The following is a 22113-nucleotide window of genomic DNA, read 5'->3' on the forward strand; positions in this document are numbered from 1 at the left end:
ATGCTTCGTTTGCCACCATGCACGCTTCGCTTTTTAAGGCGATGCGTTTGTTCAATTCCATTGAAAGAGGCCGCGCGCGGTCCCATCCCGCGGCGGAATGGCGATGACACGAAAGTCTTCATCTACCGGCGCAAAAGCGCCTTCCCAGCGCATGTTGCGCATCGGCGAACTTGTCCGGCATAAACTGTCGGAGCTGTTGGCGCGTGGCGAGATCCACGATGACGTGCTGGCATCTCACGTCATCACCATTCCGGAAGTTCGTCTCACGCCGGATCTGAAACTCGCGACCGTTTACGTCATGCCGCTCGGCGGCAGTGACGTCAAACCGGTCATCGAAGCGTTGACGCGGAACAAAAAATACATCCGCGCCGAGGTGGCGCACACGCTCAATCTCCGTTACGCGCCCGATCTTCGCTTCCGCGAAGACGAGACATTCGAGGAAGCGACGCGGATCGATCGTCTTCTCGATAGCGACAGAGTTCGTCAGGATACCCAAAAAAAATAGCATGGCACGACGCAAAAAAGGCAACGCCGTTCACGGCTGGCTCGTCCTCGACAAGCCGATCAACATGACATCGACTCAAGCTGTCGCCGCGGTGCGCCGCGCATTCAACGCGCAGAAGGCCGGGCACTCGGGAACGCTCGATCCGCTCGCGACCGGCATTCTTCCGATTGCGCTCGGCGAAGGAACGAAAACGGTTTCCTTCGCGGTTGACGGCGAAAAGGCCTACCGCTTTACGGTCCGTTGGGGCGCCGAGACCGAGACGGACGACACCGAAGGCGGCATCACGAAAACCAGCGACAACCGTCCGGCGCGCGCCGACATCGAAGCGCTGCTGCCGCGCTTCCACGGCGAGATCATGCAGACGCCGCCTGCGTATTCGGCGATCAAGATCGCCGGCGAGCGCGCCTACGATCTCGCGCGCAACGGCGAAACAGTCGTCATCGAGCCGCGCCCCGTTTTCATCGATAGCCTCACGCTCGTCGATATGCCCGACGAAGCGACAAGCGTATTCGAAGCCCGCTGCGGCAAGGGCACGTACGTGCGCGCGCTCGCGCGCGACATGGGCCGCATCCTGGGTTGCTACGGCCACGTGATCGCGCTTCGGCGCACGCAAGTCGGCCCCTTCGACGAAAGCCGCGCGGTTCCGCTGGAGGCGCTGCTTGCGGCAGCCGAGTCGGGCGATCCCGATCAGGTGGCGAAGTATCTTCTGCCAGTCGAATCGGCGCTCGCCGATTTGCCGGAGCTGCTCGTCTCGCAAAGCGATGCCGCGACCCTTGCACGGGGTCAGACCGTGTTGATCCGCGGCCGCGATGCCCCGGTTTTGTCGGGGCCCGCCTATGCCACGTCCAAAGGCCGGCTTGTCGCCCTTGGCGAGCTCGCAAAGGGCGCGCTTCACCCGACACGCGTCTTCAATCTCGGCTAGGAAACGGCAATTCGGCTTAACGCTTTGAAAGTAATGACGTATTTCTCATCGAATCTGAACTCGCCTTTGCCGGGCATTCGTGTATAAGTAGCCCATCCGCGCGGGCTCTTTTCCGCGCGGCTTTCGTTTGCGACCCCGCTGGACGACATCCCGGCCGTGGCCGCTTCATTCAAACTCCAAATTCGAAAGGAGCATTCGATGTCGCAGGTAGCACCGCACAGACGTGTGGCGAAGACGGCCGTCATCAAGGACAGCGCGACCAAGGCCAACGACACCGGTTCGCCGGAAGTTCAGATCGCCGTGCTCACGCACCGCATCAACGAGCTGACCGAGCACTTCAAGACGCACAAGAAGGACAACCACTCGCGCCGCGGCCTTCTCAAGATGGTCAGCCAGCGCCGGCAGTTGCTCGACTACGTGAAGGCCAAGGACAACGCTCGCTATCAGAAGATTATCGAGAAGAACGGCATCCGCCGTTAATCGCGCTCATTTCAGCGCCTCAGTCAGGACGGCCCAATGGCCTGTCACTCGAATCGATAAACAAGAAAAACCGCCGGCGCTTACGTTGCGCCGGCGTTGACCAGCGCTCGTCCGGCATGAGGCCGGCGGGCTGACCGACCGAACAGAAAAGCGAAAAACGAAAGATTGAACATGTTTGACATCCATCGCGTCGAAATTGACTGGGGTGGCCGAAAGCTGAAGCTCGAGACCGGCCACTATGCCCGCCAGGCGGATGCTGCCGTCATGGCGCAGTACGGCGACACCACAGTGCTCGCGACCGTTGTCGGCGCCCGCTCTGCCAAGCCCGGCATCGATTTCTTCCCGCTGACCGTGAATTATCAGGAGCGCACTTACGCCGCCGGCAAGATCCCTGGCGGCTATTTCAAGCGCGAAGGCCGCCCGAGCGAGAAAGAGACGCTGACGTCTCGTCTGATCGACCGCCCGATCCGCCCATTGTTCGTCGAAGGCTTCAAGAACGAGACGCAGGTCGTCGTGACCGTCCTCTCGCACGACCTCGAGAACGATCCCGACATCCTTGGCATGGTCGCGGCTTCCGCGGCGTTGACGCTTTCGGGCCTGCCGTTCCTCGGCCCCATCGGCGCTGCACGCGTCGGCCTCATCAACAACGAGTTCGTGCTGAACCCGATGATCGATGAGATGAAGGACAGCGCTCTCGATCTCGTCGTCGCCGGCACCAACGACGCCGTGATGATGGTCGAATCGGAAGCCAAGGAACTGCCCGAGTCGCAGATGCTCGAAGCCGTTGTATTCGGCCACAAGCACATGCAGCCCGTCATCCAGGCGATCATCAAGCTCGCCGAGAAGGCCGCCAAGGAACCGTGGGACATCAAGATCCCCGACAAGGCGAAGTACGCTTCTGAAGTCAAGAAAATCGCCGAGAAGACCCTCAAGGAAGCTTTCTCGACGAAGGAAAAGGGCAAGCGTCAGGATCTCGTCGCTGAAGCCAAGAAGGCCATCGGCGAAGGCATTGCGATCCCGGCCGACAGCCCCGACGAGAAGGTTCTTCTCAGCGACGCATTCAAGTCGCTCGAGATGGACATCATGCGCGGCGACGTCCTGAAGACGAAGCGGCGTATCGACGGACGCGACCTGACAACGGTCCGCCCGATCCTCTCGGAAGTTCACGTCCTGCCGCGCACGCACGGCTCGGCGCTCTTCACGCGCGGCGAAACGCAGGCACTCGTCGTTGCGACGCTTGGCACCGGCGAAGACGAACAGTTCGTCGACAGCCTCGAAGGCACGAAGAAGGAGCGCTTCCTGCTCCATTATAACTTCCCGCCATACTCAGTCGGTGAAGTCGGCCGCATGGGCTCGCCCGGCCGCCGCGAAATCGGTCACGGTAAGCTCGCCTGGCGCGCGATCCGCCCGATGCTGCCGTCGCAGGAAGAGTTCCCCTATACGCTCCGCCTCGTCTCGGAGATCACCGAGTCGAACGGCTCGTCGTCGATGGCGACGGTCTGCGGTTCGTCTCTCGCACTCATGGACGCTGGCGTGCCGCTGAAGTCGCCGGTCGCGGGTATTGCGATGGGTCTGATCAAGGAAGGCGACGATTACGTCGTGCTTTCCGATATCCTCGGCGATGAAGATCACCTTGGCGACATGGACTTCAAGGTGGCGGGCACCGACAAGGGTGTCACGTCGCTACAGATGGACATCAAGATCACGGGCATCACCGAAGAGATCATGCGGATCGCCCTCGGTCAGGCGCACGAGGGTCGTCTCCACATCCTCGGCGAAATGGCGAAGGCGCTGACGGGTGCCCGCACGGAGCTCGGCGAGTACGCGCCGCGCATCGAAACGATCAAGATCCCGGTCGACAAGATCCGCGAAGTCATCGGCTCCGGCGGTTCGGTCATCCGCGAGATCGTTGCCGAATCCGGCGCCAAGATCGACATCGAGGACGACGGCACGGTGAAGATCGCGTCGGCAAATCGCGAGTCGATCGAGAAGGCGCTCGGCCGCATCCGCGGTATCACGTCAGAGCCCGAGGTCGGCCAGATCTACAAGGGCAAGGTCGTGAAGATCATGGAGTTCGGCGCGTTCGTGAACTTCTTCGGTTCGAAGGACGGCCTCGTTCACATTTCGCAGCTGTCACAGGGACGTCCCGAGACGGTCGGCGAAGTCGTGAAGGAAGGTCAGGAAGTTTACGTCAAGCTTCTGGGCTTCGATGATCGCGGCAAGACGCGCCTGTCGATGAAGATCGTCGATCAGGCGACGGGCCAGGAAATTCCGCGCGCTGAAGGCGAGCCGGAAGAAGTCTTCGAAAGCCGCCCGCCACGCCGTGAAGGCGGACGCGGCGGCGACCGCAACCGCGGCCCGCGCCGCGAGCGCGGCTGAGACTTCCGCCCTCCGATATTGAGAAAGCCGCCGGATCATCGATCCGGCGGCTTTTTTTTTCACGCAGTGAATGATCCGGGCTGACGAGACACCGAGTTTAGTACCACCGGCAGCGCCGTACACCCCAGCTGTTGCGCCAGCACTTGCGCGCAGTGCACTGCACGCGGCCGACTCCCGGAACCCATTTGTGATAGCCGCCAATTCCCCAGCGGCAACGGCTACCCCACGCCGTCTTTTCAACGACTGACGATTGCGAGGCGCCTACGTCCTTCAGGGTCCCGAGCGAAGCACCCGTCGTCGCCATTCCCGGCGCACTCGTAAACAGAAGACCTGCAGCGAGAGCTGCGGCGACAAGCGAAAGCTTTCGAGTCATTTGGCTACTCCTCTCCCTTGGAGGCAAAAGCCTCCAGCCAACTTCTTTTGAGGAGTGAACGCTAGCAGCTGGGAATATGGGCCGCCATCGGATCAATCCCGGCGGTGACCTAAAGTACGCATGCGTTGCAGCTAGGCGTCAGGCTTTGGCGAAGTGCGGAACGTCAGGCCAGAAAACGCGAGCTTTTTCGCTCACCTCGTCCGGATTGCCGGTCGTCAGCAAGGTGAGCGTGCCGCCCTCTCCGCCCACGGCATAATTGGCGCGCCGCGCGAGATAGTCTTCGAAGCTGTCGGCGACCACCTCGGGCTGCGAAAGAATTCGCGTGAACGGCGGGAGATATTTCCTGAACAGCGGCTCGACGAGCGGAAAATGCGTGCAGCCGAGGATCGCACGATGCGGTGGTAGGTTGCCGGTCTGCGCGAGCAGGCCCTCGACGCCCTGCCGGACGAGAGCATCGAGCTCGGACTCCGGCCGCTTGTTCTCGATGGCGCCCGCGAGCTCCGAGCAGATCTGCTGAACGACCGTCACCTTCGGACACCGCTTACGGATCTCCTCCGCATAGACACCGGATGAGATCGTACGCGTCGTTCCGAACACGCCGATGGTATCGGTGTTGTACTTCTGTGGATATTGCGGCGATGTCACCGCCCACGGCGTCTGCGTCGCCGCCTCGACCGTCGGCGCGACAATGCCGAGAACGTTGTGCGCACCCGCCCACTTGCTCTCCGGCAGCCACTGCTGCTGCAGTCGCCTGAGTGCCACCGCCGTCGCCGTATTGCAGCCGAGAAGAGCGAGCTTCGCCCCGCGCGCGAACAGTTGCTCGACGCAATCTCGGGTAAAATCGACGATGTCTTCCGAAGGCCTGTCGCCGTACGGGACGTGCGCGTGATCGGCGAGATAAACGAAATCGACGGCCTTGAACCGAGCGACGAGCTCACGCAGGACGGTCAGCCCGCCGAGACCTGAATCAAATACCCCGATCATGAGCGGAGTGTTTGCGACGCCCAATTGTGAACGTCAACGGCCGCCAAATGTCACTCCGCCGCGGCCGACGGCGAACGGCTCGCCGTCTTGCCCTCGGTGTCGTGCTCTTTGAGGCCTTCGAGCGACGGCATCGATACGGTGTTATAACCGCAATCGACGAAATGAACTTCGCCGGTAACGGCGCCGGACATCGGCGACAACAGATAAAGCGCCGAGCCCGCCACCTCGTCGAGGGTCGGCGTGCGCTGCAGCGGCGAGTTATCACGCTGGAAATTGAAGATCACGCGCGCGTCCGAAACGCCGGCGCCGGAAAGCGTGCGCATCGGACCGGCCGAGAGCGCGTTAACGCGGACGCCCTGCGGCCCGAGGTCGGCCGCGAGATAGCGAACCGAAGCTTCGAGCGCGGCCTTAGCAACACCCATGACGTTATAGGAGGGAACCCAGCGCGTCGCGCCGCCATAGGAAAGCGTAATCAGCGAGCCGCCGTTCGGCATCAGCGCTGAAGCCCGCTTCGCAATTTCAGTGAACGAGAAGCACGAGATGACCATCGAGTTGATGAAGTTCTCGCGGGTCGTATCGGCATAGCGCCCGGCAAGCTCTTTCGGATCGGAATAGGCGAGCGCGTGCACCACGAAATCGAGGCTGCCCCAGTCTTCCTTGATGCGCGCGAAGACGTTATCGACGCTCGCCAGATCGAGCACGTTGCATTCTTCGATGATCTTCGAGCCGAGCGATTGCGCCAGAGGCAGCGCCCGGCGGCCGAATGCGCCACCCTGATACGTGAAGGCGAGTTCGGCGCCCTGGCCTGCAAGGGCGCGCGCAATGCCCCAGGCGATCGATCGGTCGTTGGCGACCCCCATTACAAGACCGCGCTTGCCCGCCATCAGAGGACCTGGCTTTGCGATATCGAAGTCGGTCATTGGAAGCCTCGTTTTGTCACCAAAGGTACGCCCGCGAACGTCAAACCAGCCGGCACCGCGCTTATATACTCTCATCGCTCTCAACCGTCCGCCGCTTGCAGTTCCTAGCGGCGGCCAGGAAAGCTTTGGTTACTCAGGCATCATGCCGGCAGAAAATGAGAGTGGCATTTGTCCCGCCAAAACCGAAGCTGTTCGACATCACACAGTTAAGGTTTGCGTTGTCGATACGCTTCAGAGCGATTGGCATATCCGCGAATGCAGGGTCAAGTTCGTCAATGTTCGCACTCTCGCAGATGAAACCGTTGTTCAGCATCAGCAGCGAGAAAATCGCCTCTTGAACGCCGATGGCGCCGAGCGAATGTCCCGTTAACGATTTCGTTGCCGAGATGACAGGCGATTTGTCGCCGAACACCGCGCGAACGGCTTCGATCTCTTTGGCATCGCCGACGGGCGTGCCCGTTCCATGCGGGTTGAGATAATCGATTTTCGGCAAACCCTTGCCGTCGAAACCCTTGAGCGCCAGACGCATGCAGCGCTCGGCGCCTTCGCCCGAAGGAGCGACCATGTCGTATCCATCGGATGTCGCGGCATAGCCCTTGAGTTCGCCGTAAATCTTGGCGCCGCGGGCTTTCGCATGCTCCAGTTCCTCAAGCACGACGACGCCAGCGCCGCCCGCGATAACGAAGCCATCGCGGTTCTTGTCGTAGGCGCGGCTCGCGCGTGCGGGCGTATCATTGAAGTGGGTGGACATCGCGCCCATGGCATCGAAGAGGTTCGACAGGGTCCAGTCGAGTTCTTCGCAACCGCCCGCGAACATCACGTCCTGCTTGCCCCACTGGATCATCTCGGCCGCATTGCCGATGCAGTGAGAGCTCGTCGCGCAGGCCGACGAAATCGAATAGTTGATGCCTTTGATCTGGAACGCGGTGGCGAGCGCCGCCGACGGGCCCGAGCACATGCCCTTCGGCACCTCGAACGGCCCGATTTTCTTAGGCCCGCCGGATTCGAGCGTAACTTCCGCCGCTTCAACGATGGCGCGCGTCGAAGGCCCACCCGAACCGACGATGATGCCGGTACGCTCGTTGACGACATCGGTCGCCTCGAGGCCCGCATCGCGGATGGCCTGATCCATCGCGATCCAGTTCCAGCCGACGCCGGCGCCCATGAAGCGCTTTGGCTTCCGGGGCACCATCGCCTCCCACTCGATCTGTGGGGCTCCATGGACTTGGCATTTGAAACCGAGCTCGGCGTACTTCTCCGCGCGAGAAATGCCGGACTTCGCCTCTCTCAACGAAGCGAGAACCTCTTGGGTGTTGTTCCCTATCGAGGACACCACACCCATTCCAGTCACAACTACGCGCCGCATGCGCTCCTTCACTCCTGCGGTTCCTGCTGCCGCCCGCTTTGACAGCCGGGCCCTCTGCGCAAAACGCTTAAGGACCTTCGCTCGACTTGAGTAGGACCCTTAGGTCCTTGGCTGTGTATATCACCTCGCCGTCAGCTTTCAGGACCCCGTCGGCCTCTGCGAGTTTCAACTTCCGGGCGATGACCCGCTTAATGTCTATGACATATTCGAGCAGTTTTACGTCCGGCGTCACTTCGCGCGTGAATTTGACCTCGCCGACGCCGGAAGCCCGGCCCTGCCCCGTAAGGCCGAGCCAGCCCAGATAAAATCCCGTCAATTGCCAGAGCGCATCGAGGCCAAGGCAGCCGGGCATGACCGGATCGCCCTTGAAATGGCAGGCGAAAAGCCAATCTAGGCGCTCGTTGCCTGCCACTTTTAGCTCGGCAACGATCAAGCCCTTGCCGTGGGCCCCGCCGGCCTCAGAGATCTCGCTGATGCGATCAACCATTAACATAGGTGGCAGCGGCAATTGCGCATTGCCGGGACCGAACAGCTCGCCGCGCCCGCAGGCCAGCAAATCCTCAAACTCGAAGCTCGAACGTCGTTCCGCCACTGGTCCCCTCGCTTCATGGCTGACTATGCGGTGTTCGTTCACGTTATGCTCCGGAAGGCCAAGATAACGGGGTCGTAACACACGCCTGCCGCTGCGCCTAGCAGTGCTGGCCGCTGCGTGTAACAGGGCGTTGACCTGTCTTAAAGACCGATTCTCGCCGTAAGTTGCGGCTTTTAAGGCAAGTGGCTATACTCCAGTGATTGGCGCGTTTCGCATGGGCCGGCATCTCGTCGGTTCAACGTGGGGACGCAATGACGGTTCTGCAAACGGAAATGTCTGATAAATCTCTGCCAGATATGGCGACAGAAGCGCGGCTGACGACGTCCGAGATCCTGAGAAAGTCGGGTCTACGGCCAACTCGTCAGCGCATGACACTCGGCCGTCTCCTATTCGAAGGCGGCGATCGCCACGTTACCGCTGAGCAGCTCCACGCCGAAGTCGCGGGCCTCGGCGAGCATGTTTCTCTCGCGACCGTTTACAATACGCTGCATCAGTTCAAGCGCGCCGGGCTTCTGCGCGAACTTGCCATCGAAGGCTCGAAAGCCTACTTCGACACAAATACGTCGAATCACAATCACTTCTTGCTCGAGCCGAATGGCGAGCTGATGGACATTCCGAGCGACGTCATCACCGTCGCCGGCCTCCCCGAGCCGCCCGAAGGCCTGAAGATCACGCACGTCGACGTGGTCGTGCGCCTGGCAAAAAAAGTCTGAAAAAAGTCTGAGACAAGAGCCCAAGTTCGCCAGGGCTGAAGCATAAGCCTACTTGAACGTCTCGCCTTCGTAGACGCCCCAGAGCTTTTTCTGCTCGATATAGCCGCTGTACTGGTCGACCGTTACGCGGCACCAGCGGCCGTCGCACACGTGTAAATCGGCGATCACGCCCGCCTCGACATTCGCCACCACGTTCGTATGCTGGCTGTCGCTCGCCATGATCGGCACCAGCGGCGGCGCCATTCCGGTCTTTCGCTCCCAGGGGAGAACAAGGCCCGTCCTCCGGCCCGAAAGAAGCGATTGCAGAACCCAGCCGGTCGCGCCTTCTGCGTCGCGAACCTGCCGCCAAGCCTCGAATTCCTTGATAACCTCGACCGGCAGTCCGGCACGCCGATAGACCCAGGAGGTCGGATAATCGGTCCCAGGCCCGTTCCGGAGGTTCACCCGGTCCGACTTGAGGCTGACGAATCGCGGCACCGGCAGGCCGCTGCCCGTGAGCGCAGCAGGCGCATCGTCGGCGAATGCCGGTACACCCGCCGCCTGAACCAATGCGACGGCCGCCGCTCCGAGCATGGCTCTGACGCTTGAAAACGCCGGCCGCACCCCCGCCCGCAGCCGGCCGCGTCTATACTCTAGGCTCGATAGTGTCATTTGAAGCGGCCTCAAACCCAGCGGTCGGCAACGAAAAAGGTTAGCGTGCCCTCGTCTTAGGCGTCCGCAACTGATTTCAGGACTTTGTCTTCGCGAAGACCATCTGATAGACACGGGGCCGCACTTTCTCAAGCGGCCCCGCGAGGGACATGCGAAGGCCGCGATTTTCTTGCAACGGGAAGCGAATGCCCACCCCTCATAAGAAACCTGTTGTCGTTGTCACCCGCAAACTCCCCGACGTCGTCGAGACTCGGATGTGCGAGCTTTTCGACACGCGCCTCAATATTGAAGACAAACCTCTCAATCAGGCCCAGCTGATCGAGGCCGTCAAAACCGCCGACGTCCTCGTGCCGACGGTGACCGATCGCATCGATCGGGCCGTACTGACCCAAGCCAGCCCCAAGCTTCGCCTCATCGCGAACTTCGGAACGGGCGTCGACAACGTCGATCTCGATACCGCCCGCAACCGCGGCATTCTGGTGACCAACACCCCCGGCGTACTGACCGAAGATACCGCCGACATGACGATGGCGCTGATCCTCGCAGTGCCGCGCCGCCTCGCCGAGGGCGCCGCTTACATGCGCGATCCGGCGACCAAGTGGTCTGGCTGGTCGCCGACATGGATGCTCGGCCACCGCATCTACGGCAAACGCCTCGGCATCATCGGCATGGGCCGCATCGGCCAAGCGGTCGCACAACGCGCCAAGGCGTTCGGCTTGCAGATCCACTACCACAACCGCCGTCGCGTCGCCGAAGAGGTGGAGGAGGAGCTCGAGGCAACCTTCTGGGAAAGCCTCGATCAGATGCTGACGCGCGTCGACATCGTCTCGATCAACTGCCCGCACACGCCCGGAACCTATCACCTGTTGTCGGCGCGCCGGCTGAAGTTGCTGAAGCCGTCGGCTTACATCGTCAACACCGCGCGCGGCGAGGTCGTGGACGAGAACGAGCTGGTTCGCCTCCTCGAAGCTGGCGCGATCGCAGGTGCAGGTCTCGACGTGTTCGAGCACGAGCCGGCCGTCAACCCGCGGCTTCTCGCGTCCGAACGCGTCGTCGCCCTGCCTCACATGAGTTCGGCGACAATCGAGGGCCGCGTCGACATGGGCGAGAAGGTGATCATCAACATCAAGGCATTCGCCGACGGGCACGCTCCGCCCGACCGCGTACATCCTGCGATGCTCTGAAAAAAGCCCTACGAACTATTCGGCGGCGCAAGCGGGATTGGCAGCCCCTTGCTCCTCCGAGAGACCGGTAATCGTCGGATTGCGGCCCGAAAGCGGATTGTCCGGATCCCAGGAAATCGTGACGACCTCGAAGCGCGTCGCGAGCGCGTCATAGATCAGCAGGCGCCCCGCGAGGCTTTCGCCGAGACCGAGAATTTCCTTCACGACTTCGGTCGCCTGCAATGTCCCGACGACGCCGGCGACAGGCCCTAACACGCCGACCTCCTCGCAATTCGCAACGAGCCCAGCCGGAGGCGCTTCCGGGAACACGCAGCGCAGTGTCGGATAGGGATTTCCCTGCCCGTCCTTCTCGTGCGGCTTGAAGAGCGAAATATAGCCGTCGAACGAACCGAGCGCCGCATAGGCCAGCGGCCGCTTCGCGAAATAGCAGGCATCCGAGACGAGATAGCGCGTCGCGAAATTGTCCGAGCCGTCGGCAACGATGTCGTAGCGCGAAATAATTTCGAGCGCGTTCACAGCATTGATGCGCTCAGCGTACGTCTCGACGGTAACGTGCGGATTGATGCGCAGGATCGCATCCCGCGCGCTCTCGACCTTCAGCCTGCCCGCATCCTCGGTCCGATGCACAATCTGGCGCTGCAGGTTGTCGATCGCCACGTGATCGTCGTCGATGATGCCGATCGTACCGACGCCTGCCGCCGCCAGATACGTGACGACCGGCGAACCAAGTCCGCCGGCGCCGATGACGAGCACGCGTGCCGCCTTGAGCTCTTGCTGTCCCGGCGCCCCGACGTCACGCAGCACGAGGTGGCGCTTGTAGCGCTGAACCTCGTCCGTCGTGAGCGTTGCCATGAGACCTCGAAAAGCACTGAGTGCCGAAACCTCAGCCCTTCGGCTGCGGATCGACGAAGAGTTCGCTCGAAAAATAACGTTCTGCCGAGGACGGCGCGAACGTAACGATCGTTTTACCCGCATAATCCGGCCTCTCCGCGACGGCAATCGCCGCAGCGACGTTGCCGCCCGTCGAAATACCGCCGGGAATGCCTTCGATCTTCGCAACCTTGCGCGAAACTTCGAATGCGGTCTCGCTCGAAACGGTCACGACCTCGTCGATCAGACCGGTGTCGAGAATGCTCGGAATGAATCCGGCGCCGATGCCCTGAATCTTGTGGGGACCGCGCGGCTGGCCCGACAGGATCGCGCTGGTCGTCGGCTCCACTGCAATCACCTTGAGACCCGGGATGCGCTTCTTGAGAACCCGGCCAACGCCCGTCAACGTGCCGCCCGTGCCGACGCCGATCACGAGCGCATCCACCTTGCCCTTCGTGTCGTTGTAGATTTCTTCCGCCGTCGTCTTTTCGTGGACGAGCGGATTCGCCGGATTGTCGAACTGGCCCGGGATCACGGCATCGGGAAGCGTTTTCGCAAGCTCTTCGGCTCGTGCGACGGCTGCCGGCATTCCGCCCGGTCCAGGCGTTAATTCGAGTTCGGCACCGAGATGCGACAGAATCTTGCGCCGTTCGATCGACATCGTCTCCGGCATGACAAGAATAAGCCGATAGCCGCGCGCCGCCGCGACGAAGGCGAGACCGATGCCGGTATTGCCGGACGTCGGCTCGATCAGCACGGTTTTACCTGGCTTGATGCGGCCTTCGGCTTCCAGCGCGTCGATCATCGCGACGCCGATACGGTCTTTGACCGACGACAGCGGATTGAAGAATTCGAGCTTCAGCAGAATGTCGGCTTTGAGGTGCGCATCCGCCTTGATGTTCGCGAGGCGCACGAGAGGCGTATGGCCGATCGTTTCGGTAATGCTTTCGTAGACGCGGCCGCGCCCCCAGCTCTTTGTGGCTTCCAGCGTTTTGATCTCAAGAGTTTCTGCCATGACCTGTCTCGATCTACCTCGTTATGGGAGCGCTCCACGAGCGCGCATGCGCGTAGTTTGTCGCAGTTTCGAGGGAGACGCTCAAGAGGCGAGGAAAGCGCATAGAGCCCCATAAGCATTACATTTTTTGTGCTAAACGCGTCTCAAAAAAATTCAGGTTCTGGATTTTGTTTGCGCTCTTGCTGGCCCTTTCGCAACCGGTTTCCGCTTAAGAGCCCGGCCATGGGATTTAGCCGCGCCAATGCCGGTAGAGCCGAAACCGCCCGCCCCCCTTTTTGTTGCGTTGAGCTTTTTGCTTTCCCGGAGTTTTACGCGCGCAACCGGCGCCACAATCATCTGAGCGATACGCTCACCGCGAGCGACCGTAAATGGATCCGTCCCGAGATTAATCAAAATCACGGAAACCTCACCGCGATAGTCGGCATCGATCGTGCCTGGGCTATTGAGAACCGTAACACCGTGCTTCACGGCGAGACCGGATCGCGGACGCACCTGGGCTTCCATTCCGCGCGGCAGCTCGAAAATCAATCCTGTCGGGATGAGCGCGCGCGCTCCCGGCGCGATGGTGACCGGGATCGCTTCCAGCACAGCCGCCACGAGATCGAAGCCCGCGGCGTCTGCCGTCTGATAGTCTGGAAGCGGAAGTCCCTCAGAATGCGCAAGGCGCCTGACTTTGACCTTCATCCGGCAACCTTCATTCCGCGGCAGTCCTCTTTGCGTGGAGCTGCTCTGCGGCACGCTCCATGATTTTCCTGGCGACCTTCACCTTGCTCATCTCAGGCCAGCTTTCCACGCCGCTCGCGGTGATGAGGTGGACGGTGTTGTTCTCGCCGCCCATCACACCCGTCGAGGGCGAGACGTCGTTGGCAACGATCCAGTCGGCGTTCTTGGATTTCAGTTTCGACTTGGCATAGTCGATAACATTCTGCGTTTCAGCCGCGAAACCAATAACGAGACGAGGCCGCTCGGGCCCTGGCCGCGCCACGACTTTCAGAATGTCCGGATTTTCCGTGAGCTTTAGCGTCGGGGCCCGCGCCTTCTCGGACTTCTTGATCTTCTCGGTCTGAATAGTCTCGACGCGCCAGTCGGCGACAGCCGCAGCGAAGACGGCAATATCGGCCGGAAGAGCCGCCTTCACCGCCTCCAGCATTTCCTCTGCCGTCTTAACGCGGATGATGTCGACGCCGCGGGGTTCGGCAAGCGAAACCGGGCCGGTGACGAGCGTCACGCGTGCGCCGAGATCGGCCGCTGCAGCTGCGAGTTCAAAACCCTGCTTGCCCGAAGAGCGATTCGCGAGATAGCGGATCGGATCGATAGGTTCGTGCGTCGGCCCGCTCGTTATGAGGACATGCCGGCCCTCGAGAACACCGCCGTCCCGCTGGGTCTTTCGCTCAAATACGTCCTCAACGGCCGCGACCAGATCTGGGACTTCGACGAGGCGCCCGAGCCCAGCTTCACCGCGCTCCGCCATCTCACCCGCCGCAGGCCCAATGATCCGGACGCCGTCGGCTTCGAGCTGCGCAACGTTTCGCCGCGTCGCCGGATGCCGCCACATCGCGGGATTCATGGCCGGTGCGAGAAGGACGGGCTTGTCGGTCGCGAGCAGAACGGCGGTCGCGAGATCGTCGGCGTGCCCTCCTGCCATTTTCGCGATGAAATCGGCCGTCGCCGGCGCGACCACGATCAGATCGTTCTCGCGCGCCAGCCTGATGTGTCCGATCTCGCGCTCGTCATCGAGATCGAAGAGGTTCGTCAGCACCCGTTCGTTGGTTAGCGCGCCGACGGAAAGCGGTGTCACGAAATGGTGGGCCGCCTTGGTCATGACCGCCCGGACGCCGTGCCCGCGCTCCTTGAGCCGCCGGATCAGCTCCAGGCACTTATAGGCCGCAATGCCGCCGCCGATGATGAGAAGGATACGCTTGGGCGATGACAAATCGTTAAGTCCCGTTTTGGCTCGGATTGACGCCCGCGCTTTTTAGCACATTCCCGGAAGCCTGAGGTTAAGCCGAGGCGGAGACGGCAAATTTCGGCCCTTCGCCCCATGCCATTTCCCGGGATTTGGCCTATATGCGCCCTTGCAATCTCTCTCTGAAGGAATTTGCCATGCGTCTTATAATTCCGGCACTTGCCGTGCTGGCCACGCTTGCGCCTGTCCTGGCGGACGCCCACGAGGTGACCGTCAAAGGCGTTACGGTTGCACATCCCTGGGCGCGCGCGACGCCGGAAGGCGCGAAAGTCGGGTCGGCCTTCGCCGAGATCAAAACGGACAAAGACACCTCCGACCGGCTGGTCGGCATCTCGTCCCCTGTCGCCGGGCGCGCGGAAATTCACGCGATGACGATGGAGGGCGATGTCATGAAGATGCGCCGCCTCGACGGCATCGACCTGAAGCCCGGGGAATCCGTCGTTCTGAAGCCGATGGCCAATCACGTGATGCTGTTCGACTTGAAGCAGCCGCTGAAGGAAGGCGACCTAGTGAAGCTCACGCTGACCTTCGCCAAGGCCGGACCCATCGAGGTTGAAGGAACGGTCGAGCCGCCTGGCGCCAAGGGCCCCCATGGGTTCGACAAGCAGCCGGTTGATGATTCGATGGGCGAAATGCACCACCACATGTCACACGACTGAAAATGACGTCACGATGCAGCTCCGCTGACGCCCGCGAATGATCATCTTTCAGGCATCCTGAAAATGAAAATTATTTATGTCGCGCGGTGACTTGACGCAGAAGATTGTTTGGTACATGGTGCCGCCACTTGCGATGGCCGGGACCGGTCGCGAGATAAAAAAAACGAATAAGGTCCAAGTCTAGGGACGATACTACTGGGGTGGTTCGGTAATGCGAGCCACCCCATTGCAGTTTTGGACGTCACCGCAAGGCCCCAGACCGCAACGCCCAGACCGGACCGCGCCCGCCCCTAAGATTTCACCCACATGACGATCGGCGAGCCCCATTCGACGGCCGTGAAACCGCGCCTCGGCGGTATTCGCGCGCTTGCCTTGATCGGAACGCCTTTCTGACGCCAATAGCGCGCTTTGGGTCCTGTGTCGGGGACGCAGAGAGGGTGAAGATGGGTTTGGGGGATATTGCTGGCGCCAGCCGGCCTTCAGGTCGCCTGCTGCTGGCGAGCTTGCTGATTTGGCTGATCCTGTCGATCGCGCTGCCGCTGTCGGCTCTGACTCTCAATGTCTTCCGCTTCGGCGGTTTTCCCCTCGGTTTCTGGATCGCCGCGCAGGGCGCAATCATCGGCCTCGTTGCGTTGGTCGCCGTCTATGCTTGGAGAGCCGGCGGCGCGCCGGTGCGCGAAGGTATTCGCCCTGCCCTCATATTCGCTGGCGAGATCGTCGGCGCCGTCGCGCTTCTCGGCTTCACAGGTTATATCGCGGCGATGGGCTATGACGGACTGGCGCTGCCGCTCGGCCTCGTTGCCGGCGTCGCCCTGCTCGCCATCCTCGTAGCGCCGCGCTTCGTTCTCTATCCCGTGCAATCGATCAGCGGATTTTTCGCGATCCGCTACGGCGGAAGCCTGACGCGTCGCTTCGCGTTCCTCATCGCTTTGTCGGCGACAATTCTGCTCCTCGCCGCCGATTTGAGAGCCGGTTCACTCGCGTTGCAGAGCCTCGTCGGAGTTCCCCTGCACCAGGCGATTCTCGGTCTCGCGCTCGCCATCGCTGCAACGTGGCTCGCAGGAACATTTCTCGCCCCCGCAAAAATGAGCGGCGGCGTCGGCTTTATCATTGTCTTCACCGGATTGCTCGCGACATTGATCGCGCTCGCCCTGTTTTCGAACGGCTCGCCGATACCGCACCTCTCGCTGGGCTCCGCACTCGAAAGTCACGCCAACCTCAATCAGGCGCTCGTCGTCAATCGATTATCGGACGTGAAATCGTTGACGCCGATGACGTCGCCCTTCCTGCAGCTGTCGATGCGGAATTTTGCCGGTCTCTTGCTCGCCGTAGCACTCGGCGTGGTCGCGGCTCCGCATCTTCTCGGACGGCACGTATCGCAATCGGCGGTCGCACCGGGCGGCGCAGTGAAGCGCACGGCGTTGGCGCTCGTCGGCGTTGCGATCCTCATCGCCAGCCTGCCGCCGCTCGCCCTCTACAGTCGCATCGGCTTCGAAGAAACGATGTCGAAAGGCATAGAAATCGCAGCCATTCCGCAATCCTTCGCCGAGGCGAGCGCGCTCGGCTGGGTGAAGGTTTGCGATCAAACGTCCCCCGCGACGGCCGATCTCGCCGCCGCCTGCACCAAAGCCTCCGGGCAACGCGGCTTCCTGCGTCTCCAGGATCTCGCCTTCACGACCGACGGCTTCGTCGTCGCAGCGCCGATGATCTCGGGCCTCAATCCGAAGCTCGAATATCCACTCTTGCTCGGCGTCATCCTGGCATCGGTGCTCGTCGGCAATGCGCTCATGTCCAGCATCGTCGTCGCCGACAGCGAGATCCGAACGAAACGCGACGAACGCGCCCCGGGACTTGATTTCCGTTCCGTCGCGATCGCCGGCCTTCTGCTCGCCGCGGCGGCCGTGCTGGCGCTCTCTTCGGCGATAGGAACCGGACTTCTCGCGGCGGAAGGCTTCGCATTGCTGGCCGCAGGCATTTTCCCCTCGCTCGTGCTTGGCCTGCACTGGCGCCACATGAACGCTGCGGGCGCCATCGCCGCGATGCTCGTCGGAACGTTGATCACCGCTCTTTATCTGCTCGGCGTGCACCTCTGGCCGGTCGAACTGTTCAGCATCACGGGCGGTCTCTCGGATGCCCCGCCGATGGCCGCAAAGCGCTTCGCTGAGCTCCAAGCCGCGCTCGCCGCCGCAACGACACCCGAAAGCGCAGCGCTCGCCCGCGCCGCGCTCGTCAAGCACGTCACGGCCATCGCGAACTGGGGCGGCCTGAAGCCTGCAGCCATCACGCTCGTGGCGGTGCCCGCGAGCTTCGTAGCCGGGCTCTTGATCAGCCTGCTGATCCGGCCCGGAAAAAAGAAAGAAAAGGCGCCCGCCTAGAGCAATTCCAGCAAAAGTGCGCAGCGGTTTTGCGTCCGGAATTGCGTCAAAACAAAAGGCTAGAGCGTTTTCGCGATTCAAAGAAAAGCGGAAACGCTCTAGATCCTTCGCGCGCGGAAGCGAGTCGCCTAGAGTTGCACGCAGGCTGACGTTCTGCGGCCGCAACAACGCATGGCGGTACCAACCCATGGCGGACGTGATTTACGATCTCCTCGTGATCGGCGGCGGCATCAACGGCGCCGGCATCGCAGCGGATGCGGCGATGCGTGGACTGACCGTCTTCCTCGCCGAGGCGGATGACCTCGCCGGCGCGACGTCATCGGCAAGCTCGAAGCTGATCCACGGCGGTCTGAGATACCTCGAACACTTTGAATTCCGCCTCGTTCGCGAAGCCCTCGCCGAACGCGAAGTCCTTCTTGCGAAGGCACCGCACATCATCCGTCCGCTGCGCTTCGTCCTACCGGAGGCTCCAGGAATGCGCAGCGAGCTGATGATGCGTGCGGGATTATTTCTCTACGACCATCTCGCGTACCGGAAATCGCTCGGCGCCTCGCGCACGATCGATTTGCAGCGCGATCCGGCCGGAGCACCTCTGATCTCTGACTTAGCACGCGGTTTCACCTATTGGGACTGCGCCGTCGACGATTCCCGGCTCGTCGTTCTGAATGCGATCGCCGCGCGCGAAGCCGGTGCCCGCATCGAAACCCGAACTCCCGTCACCGCATTGAAGATCGAAGACGGCGTTTGGACAGCAACACTTGGAAACGCGGGTCGCCGCATCACCGCTCGTGCCGTCGTCAACGCTGCGGGACCGTGGGTCGCAAACGTGGCAAGGCTCGCGACCCGCTCAGGGCCGGCGCGGCTCCCGGCGGTGCGGCTCGTCAAAGGCAGTCACGTTGTGGTGCCGCGCATTGCGGGCGCTGATGACGCGTACACGTTTCAAAATCGCGACGGCCGCATCGTCTTTGCATTGCCGTTCGAAGAAACGTTCACGATGATCGGAACGACGGAGGAAGCGTTCGCTGGCGATCCTCGAAGCGCCGTTCCCTCGCACGACGAAGAGGCGTACCTGCTCGAAGTCGCCAATCGCTTTTTTCGAAGTCCTCTGACACATCGGGACATCGTCTGGAGTTTCGCCGGTGTCCGTCCGCTCGATGAGGACGGCAGCGAAACAGCGTCTGCCGTGAGCCGCGATTACCGCCTCGAGCTCGATACGACTGCCACGCCGCCGATCCTTCACGTCATCGGCGGAAAGATCACGACCTACCGCAAGCTCGCCGAAGCCGCGTTGAAAATGTTGAAACCGCATTTTCCGCAAATGCAGGAGGGACGCACGCGGACGACGCCGCTGCCGGGCGGCGATCTCGACGGCCGGACGTTCGACACGTGGCTCGACGACTTCACACGCGATAACGAGCAGTTCGAACCCGATTTTCTTCGCCAACTCGCCAGCCGCCACGGCACGCGATCATCGAAGATCATCGACGGCGCACGATCAGAAGAGGATCTGGGCGAAAACTTCGCCGGTGGACTGACCGCGCGCGAAGTCGCCTATCTCAAAACGGAAGAATGGGCAGAAACGGCAGCCGACGTACTCTGGCGGCGGACCAAGACAGGCCTGCATCTCTCTTCGAACGACAGCGAACGCGCCGCCGATCGAATCCAAGCCTGTCTCGACAAATCCTGACGAAAGCCAAAGAGGCTCTTACATCATGCGCCGGCGCGAAGCGCGAAGCGCACACGTCGCGGGGCAAACCGAATCCGCGCACAGCATCTGATTGGTGCTGCGAAGAGCTGCCGCGAGCGCCAGCGCACCGTTCAGCGTGTCGCCGATATCTTCCGAGCCAATCAACGCCGAGACCGAGGCCTTCAACGCTTGCCGCTCGCCATGCTGGCACGCGGCGATGATCGAGATCGCCAGACACTCGTCGCGGCAGAAGCTGCGGCAGCCGGCCGGCGAGATTTCGATATCGCGCTGCGCGTTCGCTTTAACCGCGCGAACGAACTTCGAAAGATCGAGCAGCAGCGTCTTGGCCTTCTCAGGACCGAGCATGCCTGAGAACGTGTTCCAGGCATCTTCCCAGCACTTGATATCGCCGGTCGATAAGCCCGCAAGCCAGCACCGGAAGCCGACGCCGACCAGTCGCTCCGGCGCGCGCGCCGGGAGCGGCACGACCTTGGCCGAGCGGGCAACTTGTCCAACGGTGTTCGATGCCGAATTAGCCATGGCTGCAAACCTCCGCCGGGACGCACGCGCTTGCGGCGTATGAGCTGAACAGCCTATGGGCGAAGGAGATATTGGCGCTGACAAGCGCGCTCAGAGAAAGAATCATTTCGACTCCAATAATCAGGGTTCAAGGCCCCGGTATCGGTTGGCGCCAAGCGAATGGCGCGGACGTCGCGATGACGGCCTGACTTGAGCTAGCGCGAGGACGGTCGCCCGGTCAACCGTTTGTAAGCAGCGGCGCTCACATTAGAATTTTTATAATTTTCAACTAGCTATCCGCGGCAACAGGAGGGCCCGGCCGGTCACTCGAACCGGCGTGTGAAGTCGCCGAAAATGATCAGGCAAGCGGTCCCGCCTTCAGCCCCGCTTTCGATCTCGAACTCCGCGCCCATATCGCGAACGAGCCGTTCGACGAGAGGCAGGCCGATGCCGGTGCTGTGAGCCCAAGGAGGCTGCAACTCTGCGGCGGAAGCCTTGTAGGAAGGCGAACGCGTGCCGCTCATGCCGCGGCCCGTGTCACTGACGACGAGAAAGACGCGGCCATCGCCGACATGCCCCGTCGCGACGCGGACATCGCCGCCCCGCGGCGTGAATTTGATCGCATTCGTAAGGAGGTTCAGCAGGATTTGCCGCAGCGCCGTCGGATTGGCGACGACATGCGGACGCGGCCCGTTGCTCTCGAACGTGAGGTTCAATCCGCACGATTGCGCCAGCGCCTGCACACTCGACACCGTGCGTTCGACGATCGCATTGAGATCGAGTGCGATGAGCCGCGCGACCGGAACGCTCGTCGTCCGTGCGCCGTCCGAAAGCAACGCCGTGATGACGTCGAGCGCGTGCGTCGCGCTTTCGTGAATGTCGGCCGCGTAGTTCCGATACCGTTCGTTTTTCATCTCGCCCAATCGCTCGTCACGCATGATCTCGGCGGCAGCGGCAATGGCCGTCAGCGGCGTCTTGAGTTCATGCGCGAGCTTCGCGAGATGATCGGCATCCAGAACCAGGATCGGCTTGGGTGCGGCGGCGTTCGCTTCCGAGACGTTCGCCGCTTCCAGCGCCTCGATCTCGGCGCCTATGGCGGCATAGACCGGATTGAGACCACCAGCGTCGGATGGCGGCGTCGCGGATGGCCCATCGCCCTCGTCGATGTACAGCAGCAGAACCTTCGAGCCCTTCTTGCCCTGCTTCGCGACGCGGCATTGCAAACGCTTCAACAGGCCATTGCTCCAGAAAGCCAGCGTCTCGAGGCCGCCTTTCCGGAAATCGCTCTCGGCCGCGATCTGACGCAGCCGCGCCAGCGCCGGTGTTTTGGGATCGATGGCGATCGGAAATGACGCGTAGGGAAACAGCCCGAGCGCAGCAGCGCCGGACGCGGTCGCAGCGACAATTTCAGCCGCTTCCGGATCGATGGTGACGACGGCCTGCGCTTTGCCGGCTTGCGAGGCTGGCGCGACATCCCGCGCCGCCAGATCATCGCGCCGGCTCGGCATTGCGGGTTTAGCGGGGACCGCCATGGTCAAGAGCGCCCGTTCCAAAGGCTCATTCGCAACGCATCACGATGATCTACGTGATTTGCGAGCCCTCAGAACGGGAAACGCGTGATTTTCCACTGTCTTCGGCGACGGCGCAGAGCCCAGTTCGAGCACTACGCCGGGGCGATATCCCGCACTACAATCTCGGGTAGTGCCGGAGTTAGGCCACGCCTAGGCGGCCTTGCTGAGAACGGCCGCGCGCAGCTTTTCCGGATCGCGCTCGCCGTGATCGGCCAAATCGAACAACTTCTCGATAATATCGTCGTCGGCAATATTGAGCGCCCGCGCATGGGCTTCGTCGATGATGCTCTTGAGCAGCCGATGCAGGTCTTTAAGCTCGTCCGAGCTATATGGACATAGCGTCATGGATGTCTGTATCCCCCCGGAAACAGGTTGGTGGGCC

The 22113-nt window shown here is 61.8% G+C and carries 22 protein-coding genes; 9 read left to right on the forward strand and 13 right to left on the reverse strand.

Annotation, left to right across the window (positions count from 1 at the left end; all coding sequences use genetic code 11):
* Positions 1 to 103 precede the first annotated feature (103 nt).
* The 4 genes from rbfA (at position 104) to pnp (ending at position 4286) form a co-directional block, all read left to right on the forward strand.
* On the forward strand, positions 104 to 505 hold the full coding sequence (gene rbfA, locus AB4Z24_RS03100; RefSeq protein WP_441705900.1) for a 30S ribosome-binding factor RbfA: 402 nt from the start codon (positions 104 to 106) through the stop codon (positions 503 to 505).
* Between the two features lies 1 nt (position 506).
* A complete protein-coding gene (gene truB, locus AB4Z24_RS03105; protein ID WP_441705902.1) occupies positions 507 to 1427 on the forward strand; it encodes a tRNA pseudouridine(55) synthase TruB in 921 nt (306 codons plus the stop codon).
* 198 nt (positions 1428 to 1625) lie between these two features.
* Positions 1626 to 1907, forward strand: a complete 282-nt coding sequence (rpsO, locus tag AB4Z24_RS03110; protein ID WP_290993213.1) for a 30S ribosomal protein S15 — start codon at positions 1626 to 1628, stop codon at positions 1905 to 1907.
* Between the two features lie 171 nt (positions 1908 to 2078).
* Positions 2079 to 4286, forward strand: coding sequence for a polyribonucleotide nucleotidyltransferase (pnp, locus tag AB4Z24_RS03115; RefSeq protein ID WP_441705904.1), 2208 nt, complete (start codon positions 2079 to 2081; stop codon positions 4284 to 4286).
* Positions 4287 to 4383: 97 nt separating this feature from the next.
* On the opposite strand, the gene AB4Z24_RS03120 is transcribed toward pnp, so the two are convergent.
* The 5 genes from AB4Z24_RS03120 to fabA all read right to left on the reverse strand — a co-directional run bounded on the left by AB4Z24_RS03120 (position 4384) and on the right by fabA (position 8521).
* Positions 4384 to 4659: a hypothetical protein gene (locus AB4Z24_RS03120; RefSeq protein ID WP_441705906.1), complete on the reverse strand. Its 276-nt coding sequence runs from the start codon at positions 4657 to 4659 to the stop codon at positions 4384 to 4386.
* A gap of 138 nt (positions 4660 to 4797) precedes the next feature.
* The gene (locus AB4Z24_RS03125; protein ID WP_441705907.1) at positions 4798 to 5643 is read right to left on the reverse strand and encodes a glutamate racemase; all 846 of its coding nucleotides are present in this window, start codon (positions 5641 to 5643) and stop codon (positions 4798 to 4800) included.
* A gap of 50 nt (positions 5644 to 5693) precedes the next feature.
* Complete coding sequence (gene fabI, locus AB4Z24_RS03130) at positions 5694 to 6563, reverse strand: enoyl-ACP reductase FabI (RefSeq protein ID WP_441705909.1); 870 nt, start codon at positions 6561 to 6563, stop codon at positions 5694 to 5696.
* A 133-nt stretch (positions 6564 to 6696) separates the two neighbouring features.
* A complete protein-coding gene (fabB, locus tag AB4Z24_RS03135) occupies positions 6697 to 7929 on the reverse strand; it encodes a beta-ketoacyl-ACP synthase I (protein WP_441705911.1) in 1233 nt (410 codons plus the stop codon).
* A gap of 67 nt (positions 7930 to 7996) precedes the next feature.
* A complete protein-coding gene (gene fabA / locus AB4Z24_RS03140; protein ID WP_441706063.1) occupies positions 7997 to 8521 on the reverse strand; it encodes a 3-hydroxyacyl-[acyl-carrier-protein] dehydratase FabA in 525 nt (174 codons plus the stop codon).
* Positions 8522 to 8817: 296 nt separating this feature from the next.
* On the opposite strand from fabA, the gene irrA reads away from it, so the two are divergent.
* Positions 8818 to 9234: an iron response transcriptional regulator IrrA gene (gene irrA, locus AB4Z24_RS03145; protein WP_441706065.1), complete on the forward strand. Its 417-nt coding sequence runs from the start codon at positions 8818 to 8820 to the stop codon at positions 9232 to 9234.
* Positions 9235 to 9282: 48 nt separating this feature from the next.
* Here the strand turns inward: irrA and AB4Z24_RS03150 are convergent, their stop codons facing one another.
* Complete coding sequence (locus tag AB4Z24_RS03150; protein WP_441705913.1) at positions 9283 to 9807, reverse strand: SH3 domain-containing protein; 525 nt, start codon at positions 9805 to 9807, stop codon at positions 9283 to 9285.
* A gap of 263 nt (positions 9808 to 10070) precedes the next feature.
* Between AB4Z24_RS03150 and AB4Z24_RS03155 the strand changes: the two genes are divergently transcribed.
* Positions 10071 to 11069: a 2-hydroxyacid dehydrogenase gene (locus tag AB4Z24_RS03155; protein WP_441705914.1), complete on the forward strand. Its 999-nt coding sequence runs from the start codon at positions 10071 to 10073 to the stop codon at positions 11067 to 11069.
* 15 nt (positions 11070 to 11084) lie between these two features.
* Here AB4Z24_RS03155 and AB4Z24_RS03160 read toward each other — a convergent pair whose 3' ends face one another.
* From AB4Z24_RS03160 to coaBC, 4 genes are all read right to left on the reverse strand, one after another.
* Positions 11085 to 11921, reverse strand: coding sequence for a HesA/MoeB/ThiF family protein (locus tag AB4Z24_RS03160; RefSeq protein WP_441705916.1), 837 nt, complete (start codon positions 11919 to 11921; stop codon positions 11085 to 11087).
* Positions 11922 to 11952: 31 nt separating this feature from the next.
* The gene (gene cysK / locus AB4Z24_RS03165; RefSeq protein WP_441705918.1) at positions 11953 to 12954 is read right to left on the reverse strand and encodes a cysteine synthase A; all 1002 of its coding nucleotides are present in this window, start codon (positions 12952 to 12954) and stop codon (positions 11953 to 11955) included.
* Between the two features lie 153 nt (positions 12955 to 13107).
* Positions 13108 to 13638, reverse strand: coding sequence for a dUTP diphosphatase (gene dut / locus AB4Z24_RS03170; RefSeq protein WP_441705919.1), 531 nt, complete (start codon positions 13636 to 13638; stop codon positions 13108 to 13110).
* Positions 13639 to 13648: 10 nt separating this feature from the next.
* Positions 13649 to 14887 carry a bifunctional phosphopantothenoylcysteine decarboxylase/phosphopantothenate--cysteine ligase CoaBC gene (gene coaBC / locus AB4Z24_RS03175; RefSeq protein WP_441705921.1) on the reverse strand — a complete coding sequence of 413 codons (1239 nt, stop codon included), beginning with the start codon at positions 14885 to 14887 and terminating at the stop codon, positions 13649 to 13651.
* Positions 14888 to 15057: 170 nt separating this feature from the next.
* Between coaBC and AB4Z24_RS03180 the strand changes: the two genes are divergently transcribed.
* From AB4Z24_RS03180 to glpD, 3 genes are all read left to right on the forward strand, one after another.
* Complete coding sequence (locus AB4Z24_RS03180; protein ID WP_441705923.1) at positions 15058 to 15579, forward strand: copper chaperone PCu(A)C; 522 nt, start codon at positions 15058 to 15060, stop codon at positions 15577 to 15579.
* 443 nt (positions 15580 to 16022) lie between these two features.
* Positions 16023 to 17954 (forward strand): sodium:solute symporter family transporter, encoded by a 1932-nt coding sequence (locus AB4Z24_RS03185; RefSeq protein WP_441705925.1) that lies wholly within the window; start codon positions 16023 to 16025, stop codon positions 17952 to 17954.
* Positions 17955 to 18141: 187 nt separating this feature from the next.
* Positions 18142 to 19641 carry a glycerol-3-phosphate dehydrogenase gene (glpD, locus tag AB4Z24_RS03190; RefSeq protein WP_441705927.1) on the forward strand — a complete coding sequence of 500 codons (1500 nt, stop codon included), beginning with the start codon at positions 18142 to 18144 and terminating at the stop codon, positions 19639 to 19641.
* 18 nt (positions 19642 to 19659) lie between these two features.
* On the opposite strand, the gene AB4Z24_RS03195 is transcribed toward glpD, so the two are convergent.
* From AB4Z24_RS03195 to AB4Z24_RS03205, 3 genes are all read right to left on the reverse strand, one after another.
* Positions 19660 to 20181, reverse strand: a complete 522-nt coding sequence (locus tag AB4Z24_RS03195) for a hypothetical protein (RefSeq protein WP_441705928.1) — start codon at positions 20179 to 20181, stop codon at positions 19660 to 19662.
* A 302-nt stretch (positions 20182 to 20483) separates the two neighbouring features.
* Positions 20484 to 21692, reverse strand: coding sequence for a sensor histidine kinase (locus AB4Z24_RS03200; protein WP_441705930.1), 1209 nt, complete (start codon positions 21690 to 21692; stop codon positions 20484 to 20486).
* A 189-nt stretch (positions 21693 to 21881) separates the two neighbouring features.
* Complete coding sequence (locus AB4Z24_RS03205; RefSeq protein ID WP_290993251.1) at positions 21882 to 22076, reverse strand: hypothetical protein; 195 nt, start codon at positions 22074 to 22076, stop codon at positions 21882 to 21884.
* Between the last annotated feature and the right edge of the window lie 37 nt (positions 22077 to 22113).

Source organism: Hyphomicrobium sp. 2TAF46 (assembly GCF_052114865.1).
Classification (GTDB): domain Bacteria; phylum Pseudomonadota; class Alphaproteobacteria; order Rhizobiales; family Hyphomicrobiaceae; genus Hyphomicrobium_B.

Coding starts and splice junctions, on each gene's coding strand:
- rbfA (WP_441705900.1), top strand. CDS start 104: ATGACACGAAAGTCTTCATCTACCGGCGCAAAAGCGCCTTCCCAGCGC.
- truB (WP_441705902.1), top strand. CDS start 507: ATGGCACGACGCAAAAAAGGCAACGCCGTTCACGGCTGGCTCGTCCTC.
- rpsO (WP_290993213.1), top strand. CDS start 1,626: ATGTCGCAGGTAGCACCGCACAGACGTGTGGCGAAGACGGCCGTCATC.
- pnp (WP_441705904.1), top strand. CDS start 2,079: ATGTTTGACATCCATCGCGTCGAAATTGACTGGGGTGGCCGAAAGCTG.
- AB4Z24_RS03120 (WP_441705906.1), bottom strand. CDS start 4,659: ATGACTCGAAAGCTTTCGCTTGTCGCCGCAGCTCTCGCTGCAGGTCTT.
- AB4Z24_RS03125 (WP_441705907.1), bottom strand. CDS start 5,643: ATGATCGGGGTATTTGATTCAGGTCTCGGCGGGCTGACCGTCCTGCGT.
- fabI (WP_441705909.1), bottom strand. CDS start 6,563: ATGACCGACTTCGATATCGCAAAGCCAGGTCCTCTGATGGCGGGCAAG.
- fabB (WP_441705911.1), bottom strand. CDS start 7,929: ATGCGGCGCGTAGTTGTGACTGGAATGGGTGTGGTGTCCTCGATAGGG.
- irrA (WP_441706065.1), top strand. CDS start 8,818: ATGGCGACAGAAGCGCGGCTGACGACGTCCGAGATCCTGAGAAAGTCG.
- AB4Z24_RS03150 (WP_441705913.1), bottom strand. CDS start 9,807: ATGCTCGGAGCGGCGGCCGTCGCATTGGTTCAGGCGGCGGGTGTACCG.
- AB4Z24_RS03155 (WP_441705914.1), top strand. CDS start 10,071: ATGCCCACCCCTCATAAGAAACCTGTTGTCGTTGTCACCCGCAAACTC.
- AB4Z24_RS03160 (WP_441705916.1), bottom strand. CDS start 11,921: ATGGCAACGCTCACGACGGACGAGGTTCAGCGCTACAAGCGCCACCTC.
- cysK (WP_441705918.1), bottom strand. CDS start 12,954: ATGGCAGAAACTCTTGAGATCAAAACGCTGGAAGCCACAAAGAGCTGG.
- dut (WP_441705919.1), bottom strand. CDS start 13,638: ATGAAGGTCAAAGTCAGGCGCCTTGCGCATTCTGAGGGACTTCCGCTT.
- AB4Z24_RS03180 (WP_441705923.1), top strand. CDS start 15,058: ATGCGTCTTATAATTCCGGCACTTGCCGTGCTGGCCACGCTTGCGCCT.
- AB4Z24_RS03185 (WP_441705925.1), top strand. CDS start 16,023: ATGGGTTTGGGGGATATTGCTGGCGCCAGCCGGCCTTCAGGTCGCCTG.
- glpD (WP_441705927.1), top strand. CDS start 18,142: ATGGCGGACGTGATTTACGATCTCCTCGTGATCGGCGGCGGCATCAAC.
- AB4Z24_RS03195 (WP_441705928.1), bottom strand. CDS start 20,181: ATGGCTAATTCGGCATCGAACACCGTTGGACAAGTTGCCCGCTCGGCC.
- AB4Z24_RS03200 (WP_441705930.1), bottom strand. CDS start 21,692: ATGGCGGTCCCCGCTAAACCCGCAATGCCGAGCCGGCGCGATGATCTG.
- AB4Z24_RS03205 (WP_290993251.1), bottom strand. CDS start 22,076: ATGACGCTATGTCCATATAGCTCGGACGAGCTTAAAGACCTGCATCGG.